The sequence below is a fragment of the Dyadobacter sp. BE31 genome, assembly GCF_031457695.1.
Lineage (GTDB): Bacteria > Bacteroidota > Bacteroidia > Cytophagales > Spirosomataceae > Dyadobacter.
Window position 1 is genome coordinate 1,226,905 of record NZ_JAVDXA010000003.1, and the last position, 6,440, is coordinate 1,233,344.

The following is a 6,440-nucleotide window of genomic DNA, read 5'->3' on the forward strand; positions in this document are numbered from 1 at the left end:
TAACGAGTCAGTTTTTGGTATTAGGCATTGTTTTGTAGTTCTAACCACTTTAAAATTGACCGGGTAGTTTCTTCTGGCTTTTCCTGTTGAATCCAATGGCCGCAATCCAGGCTAACAATGTCCAAATTAGGGACAATATTTTTCAGGTTTTCGGACTTTGGAATCGTGTCCTGTTCCCCATATATCATAAGAGTCGGCTGACGAATGATTGGGACTACATTCGCCATTAAGTGCCAGTTTCTGTCAAGGTTCCGGTACCAATTTATACTTCCTGTAAACCCTGATGATTCGAAGGCGGAAACAAACACAGATAGTTCGCGATCTTCCATTAAGGGTTCTCCAAGTGGCTTTTCCGCTATTGCAAGATTAATCATCAGCATTCCCGGTTCTGGCGGGGTGGGAGGTAGATTTTTGCGGAATATGTTACGAAGAAACCGGGATACATTTTCATTCATTATGGCATCTGCCACCCCCGGCTGTCGATTGAAATGAACGAAATAAAAGTCTTCTCCAAATATAGCTTCCATAAACTCAATCCATGGCTTTTCTCCGCGTTCCTGGTAGGGCAAGGCCAGGTTTATCACTTTGTTTACCCGCTCAGGGTGCAATAATGCGAGACTCCAAACGACATTTGCACCCCAATCGTGACCAACAAAAGTGGCATCTTTGTATTCAAAATAGTCGAGTAATGCGACCAGATCGCCTGTCAGGTGTTCAATGTCGTATTCAGTTACTTCGGCCGGACCGGATGAATTGCCGTAACCTCTCTGGTTTGGAATGATGACGTGATAGCCGGCTGCAACAAGCGCCGGTATCTGATAACGCCAAGAAAAAGCATGTTCCGGAAAGCCATGACATAGTACAATGGGTTTTCCGGCATTTTGTTTACCTGTTTCAAAGACTTCCAGTTCCACACCGTTGACCGGAATACGGATGGGCTTGGGAAAATTGGCCGAGATAAGCGTCGAATTGGTTTCGTTTGTCATTTTTATTCTTTTGAAGATTAATAATGAGGCAAACCTATATCTGCCAAGTGACAGCGTTATGTCAGGGGTCAAAAATAAATTAGTGATATCTCGCAAAATATTTTTGCAAGGTCATTTTGTGAGATTCAAATTTGTCGGTAAGTATTTCCAATGTTTAAAATCTGTCCAAACGAAAAGCGGAATTCAACGCTTAGTCGACAAAACCGTGAAAAGGGACATTGTGAGCGCTACTGCCGCGACAGCGATCACCGTCCATGCCGCATAGACCGACTCGGTAAAGCTGAAAATCCATGGCGATGCAAAAAAGAAGATACCCGCGATGTAATCGATCCTGGTGTGCATGCTTGTGCTGACTATTTTCATTGTGATTATAGTTTATAGTGAATACCCACCGGCTTTGATTCACCGGGTTTGTGAAAGTGGCGCCATTGAAAAAATCCGTTCCAGCGGTTAACAGGGGCTTTCGGAATGATTTTTATAATCTCGCCGTGCGCAAACGCGCAAAGTTCAACCAGCAGCTCAGGCTGTAAGACTCGATGAAAAAACGGCAAAGTAGAAGGTTATTGCAAGTATCGCTAGGCATCTGTGCCACGGTGCCGATCGTTACGGGCTTATTGGGCATGGCAGGAATTAACAATCCAATTTACGATGAAGCCCACAAGCCGTCCGGTGTACTGCTGGATAGCAACCTTCGTTTTTTGAATGGGTTGTCGGTCGGGGTCGGTTTGTGCGTATTGTCTATTATCCCGAGCATAAAAAGCAGATCAGCGGAGCTGAGGATTATTTGTGCCCTTATTTTTTTCGGCGCGGTTGGACGCATGCTGTCGGTCGCCAGCTATGGCCTGCCACCTTCCCCGTTTGACATTGTTGCGTTTTTTGAGCTAGCAGTCCCACCGCTGCTCGCGTACTGGCAGTCGCGGATTTCTGGTTAGGACCTTGAATTTCCCTTATGTCAAACCAGAGGCCAAAAATACTTTGTAAAATATGGATCCGTTAATACTCCCACTCCGAAGATCAAGGTTGTTTATTACACCCGTCCATTTTGTCCTGTCAGGCAGTCAAAGCCGCCGAATTACAATCTTCATGGGCAGCAGATCTATTTTTAGATGCGGTGAGAACTGAAATGGCACAAGGTCGACAAGATCTATCTGAGCCTGGAACACTGGTTGAAGTCGCAAGAATTTGCAAAAAAATCCTTCGACATTGGATTTTAACAGATTCGTCCAGGAGCTCGACAGCAGAAAGAGCCGGCAGGCAGTGCTGGATGACCTCAATAAAATATGGATTAATCGAGTCAATACGCTTCCAACCCTGACTTTTACTGTCGATGGAAAAGGCTTAAAAATGACTGGTTACAAAACATATCCTCAACTGCTCGACTTCATGAAACGCGTTTCGAAGATGGCAATGGAGATGAATATTGCTGACATCAGGCAGTGACCAATCTATAAGAGCAAACAATTGGCAGCCGTCGACCACATTCCATACTAATTAAAACGTTGCAAATTCAGGAGAAGTAATTGATTTTGTCTTCCCTACATCTTAACCAACAAAATAGTCATATTCCTTAAATTTTTGTGTGAAAAGCCCCTCAACGCAAGCTGAGGGGCTGCCGTATTCAAAGTTCAAATCGAGCAGAGGTCGATACTCAAGATCGAAGTGTAATTCGCAGTATTGGTAGGTTACACAACTTAGCCTAGCTGCTGCTGTTGTTGATTTCTAACACCTGTTCCAATCAGCATGTCCCCGATTGCGGAACAAGTGAGCGTTAGGGGCCAATTCTAGTTTAAGACCCTTAGTGCCGTCTTGACGATCTGACGAACCCATTTAACTTCTTTTCGCGCTGTTACCTCAGCCAGCATGTCCATTCGGTAACCTAATTTACTAGGCAAAGCAGGTTACCGAATAGGTTACCGAATGCTTTGATCTGGATTGAATCAGAATGACATGCTTATCTTCGAAAAACAGTGAAAAAATGACGTTTTTAAACTAAAAAAGCGCCTTTTGAGGCGCTTTAAGTGATCCCGCTGGGATCATACTTTTTAAAGTAACAAATTGTGTATCAATTGCTTGTGTCCTGTCAAATCTTTAACTCACCTTGTCACTCACCAGATTGAGGTCGCCGGCTTGCAATTGGACCCAATATAGCAAAAATGTCAGTGCGACCTGCGCAATCGTCGAGCACTCTTTTTGCTATTGCACACGACTGTAAGGCCGCCAGTATGGTAGCAACCTTTAGGAAGTCCATCTATAAACATATCCCACTTTTCGCGCAATCCTAATTTTGTTTCTAGGAAGGTTTCAAAATCGGCGATTAACTTAGCCTCTGGCACTGTCGCCTGAGAATTAGGTGACCAATAATCCTTCATGCTATACTTTAGTGGCTCGGCATACTCCAGTGACACGCTGTAACCATCTACACCCATTTTGTAGCCTTTAATTTTCGCTTGGAGTGGAATATCGAAAAGCGCGACCTCGGTGGCACGCTCGTAGATACGCGTTGCCATATCAGGGTCGATGATGATGTGTTTAGAGAGAAACCTTTCTTCTTTGCCTGAATTTGAAAATTCATTTGGACTATGTCTAGATGTATAACTAACCAGTTCGCCCCGAAATGATTTTTGATCATGGCTCCATATTTCCAGTACTTGATTTCTACACCAGAACCGAAAATGTACCGGGTCGCTCGATCTCATCAAGTCTTTCAGTCCAAGTTTGACAACATTCTCTCTAAACCAGTTGTATGTTGCCGCCGTGTCAACAATTTTGCCGGTTATTATTTGCTTAGTAACAACTTGCGCTTTCGCCGGGCCAAGTAAAGAGAAGAGTAGGATCGTTGTAAACTGAAATTTTATGCTCATGTGAGAGGTGTGAGGATTTTGGCAAATATCCGTATTTGAGATTTGCTGGGCAACTAAAAGCCGATGTAGTGAAATTCCCGTCCAATGGAATATCAGGCCAGCGATTCTATAATCTTGTTCTAAAAATTTTTATAAATCTCTCCCCGCCCGCGACTTCGGAGCATTTGGGCGGCCAGATTCAATTGTCCGACAATTGTACATCTGGCCGATTGCGGGTAAGAGGCAATCTTTGATTTGGCAATATCAACTCGGCTCATGAAAGGAAGGAAGAAAAGTTATATTTATGCAATGACGTCTCGGTAGGTTGTCAAATCTTTTTTATATTTTGACTTAACATTAACTTCCCCGTGCGACTATCCTCAAAACAGATAGGCCTAGCAGTAGGTATTTGTTGTGTTTTAACCAGCCTACTATTTTTCGGTCGACGACAAAACATATATCTGCTGGCCAGCGTATTTGGTGGCCTGATTGCTTCCATTTGCCTTGTATGGATTTTATTTGGCAAAGAATCGCTTAGGTCAAAGATTTTATCTCTTGGATTTGTCTTCCTGTCGATTGCCGTTGACCTAATGGCGAGACAATATCTGATTCACCTATCGTACAGACTTTATGTTATGGAGCATAATGAGGTGCTTTCCGAGGTAAATAAAATTCTCAGCTCTAAAAGTGAAAATGTATGGGTAATTGGTGATAGCATAATCGTAAGCAAGGAAGAAATTATGAGCCTGGAAGATAAACGACAGCTTCTTAAGGCAAAGAAACAACTCGGTGTTTATGTAATCTCTAAAACTGGTGACAGGATATATTACGGGCTATGGGGATTTCTGGATGCAAGATTAGGGATTACATATTTGCCGACCGTAACTAACCAACCTAATAAGTATTCTCAGCCTACGGGAGACTGGTTCTAGTAAGTCCAGTGGTGAATCCCAGTATCTAAGTCTGTTTTCCTTTAATGCCTGTTTTAACGAATTGGCGTCCATTAAGTTAACTTCGCATTTATCTAGGATGTGTCAATTTTCTCTTTCACCTTCTCTCTCGCGATCCCCTCTCACAAATTGGAGGGGTCGTGAGAGAGAAGGTGCAGCGCTAACCTTCCGTGCCAGATCTTCGGGAAAGCCGCCCTTTTAAGGCCTGCATATCCTCGCTGACCTTCGTATCAAGAATCTTCGCATAAATCTGCGTTGTTCGAATGTTGGTATGCCCGAGCATTTTCGAAACACTTTCAATCGGAACACCATTCTGCAAAGTTATAGTAGTTGCGAATGTATGCCTGGCAACGTGTGAAGTGAGAACTTTATCGATCCCGCAAAGCACGGCAATCTCTTTCAGGTAGTCATTCATCTTCTGATTACTTGGCACAGGCAATACTATGCCGCGAGATTCGCAAAGCGGATGGTCTTTGTATCGATCGATAATTTGAAGGGCTTCTGGTAGCAGCGGAATATGCGATTTAACGTTCGTTTTCGTCCGCTGGCTGAAAATCCACTGTTCGCCATCAATCCCTCGTGCTATCTGGCTTTTTTCGAGCTTCTGGATATCGGAGTAGGCCAGGCCGGTGAAACAACAAAAAAGAAAGGTATCCCGCACCTGTGCGAGTCGATCACTGGCAAACTCCTTACTCGCCATCAAATCAAGTTCGGCGCGCGTAAGGATCGCTTTATCGGCCTTCTTAAACTTGCCTTTGAAGTTCAAATACGGATCAAGACTCATCCAGCCATTGCCCAGGCAGATATTGACAATCTTGCGGAACATCTTCATGTGCTTCACAACGGCATTATTACCCATCTTGCGGACAGAGCGTAGGTAGAATTCATAATCGGCGATGAAAGCGAAATCGATTCCGCTAATGTCGATATCAGATGTATTGTAGTTTTGCTTCAAAAACGCCACTGTATGGCGTTCGAGCACTTTGTAGCGGTTGAATGTACCGATAGCATATTCCTGACCGACCAACGCCTTCATACGCTCATTGTGATCAGCGATCACGGTCATCAGTAACCGCTGCTTTGGGGCGACGCCTAGAAATTTGTTTTTGATCGTCTCTGCTGTTATCAACACATCGTCACGCACCAACGAGGCATGAGCGTCCAGCAATTGTTGTTCCAAGTTACCGAGATAAGAATTAAGCGACTTTACAGCCTCCCTGATACCAGTAACTCTTCCAGCAACCGCATTCCACCGGCTCGGCTCGCATTCACGCCCGGTCGTAAATTCAGCTCTCTTACTTTCAACCGTAATCCGCAGATAAATTGGCACCGGCCCTTTTTGATAATTCTTCGGCTTCTTCAAATAGAAAAGCAGACTGATCTTTGTTTTCATACCCTTTTTCAGGTTAAAAAGTTGAACAAAAGTAGTCTTGCAAGCCTAATCAGCACAAGATGTTTACGTGGTAAACAGGTTGTTATACAATGAGTTGTAGCGATTCTGGTGAGTAAAATTTACAGATTCTTGAACTCACCGGATTACTCACCAAAAAGGATCAAGCAGGAAATCTGGGGGGAAGTTAGGCATATAGTTTCGTAAGCCTGAATAGGAAAAATGGAATATCCCTGACGCCTCTGGATGATGACCTAAAAGCTTTTATCTTGGC

General features: G+C 43.9%; 7 protein-coding genes. 3 read left to right on the plus strand and 4 right to left on the minus strand.

Translation table 11 applies throughout. From position 1 onward, the window contains the following. Positions 1–20: 20 nt before the first annotated feature. Positions 21–986, minus strand: coding sequence for an alpha/beta hydrolase (locus tag J2Y43_RS20670; protein WP_309986631.1), 966 nt, complete (start codon positions 984–986; stop codon positions 21–23). 183 nt (positions 987–1,169) lie between these two features. Beyond that, complete coding sequence (locus J2Y43_RS20675; protein WP_309986634.1) at positions 1,170–1,349, minus strand: SPW repeat protein; 180 nt, start codon at positions 1,347–1,349, stop codon at positions 1,170–1,172. 173 nt (positions 1,350–1,522) lie between these two features. On the opposite strand from J2Y43_RS20675, the gene J2Y43_RS20680 reads away from it, so the two are divergent. Then, positions 1,523–1,918 (plus strand): DUF4345 domain-containing protein, encoded by a 396-nt coding sequence (locus J2Y43_RS20680; protein WP_309986636.1) that lies wholly within the window; start codon positions 1,523–1,525, stop codon positions 1,916–1,918. A 271-nt stretch (positions 1,919–2,189) separates the two neighbouring features. Continuing rightward, on the plus strand, positions 2,190–2,426 hold the full coding sequence (locus tag J2Y43_RS20685; protein WP_309986639.1) for a hypothetical protein: 237 nt from the start codon (positions 2,190–2,192) through the stop codon (positions 2,424–2,426). Positions 2,427–3,142: 716 nt separating this feature from the next. Here the strand turns inward: J2Y43_RS20685 and J2Y43_RS20690 are convergent. Next, positions 3,143–3,847: a hypothetical protein gene (locus tag J2Y43_RS20690; protein ID WP_309986643.1), complete on the minus strand. Its 705-nt coding sequence runs from the start codon at positions 3,845–3,847 to the stop codon at positions 3,143–3,145. Positions 3,848–4,194: 347 nt separating this feature from the next. Between J2Y43_RS20690 and J2Y43_RS20695 the strand changes: the two genes are divergently transcribed. Continuing rightward, positions 4,195–4,758: a hypothetical protein gene (locus J2Y43_RS20695; protein ID WP_309986646.1), complete on the plus strand. Its 564-nt coding sequence runs from the start codon at positions 4,195–4,197 to the stop codon at positions 4,756–4,758. A gap of 178 nt (positions 4,759–4,936) precedes the next feature. On the opposite strand, the gene J2Y43_RS20700 is transcribed toward J2Y43_RS20695, so the two are convergent. Continuing rightward, positions 4,937–6,169 carry a site-specific integrase gene (locus J2Y43_RS20700; protein WP_309986649.1) on the minus strand — a complete coding sequence of 411 codons (1,233 nt, stop codon included), beginning with the start codon at positions 6,167–6,169 and terminating at the stop codon, positions 4,937–4,939. Between the last annotated feature and the right edge of the window lie 271 nt (positions 6,170–6,440).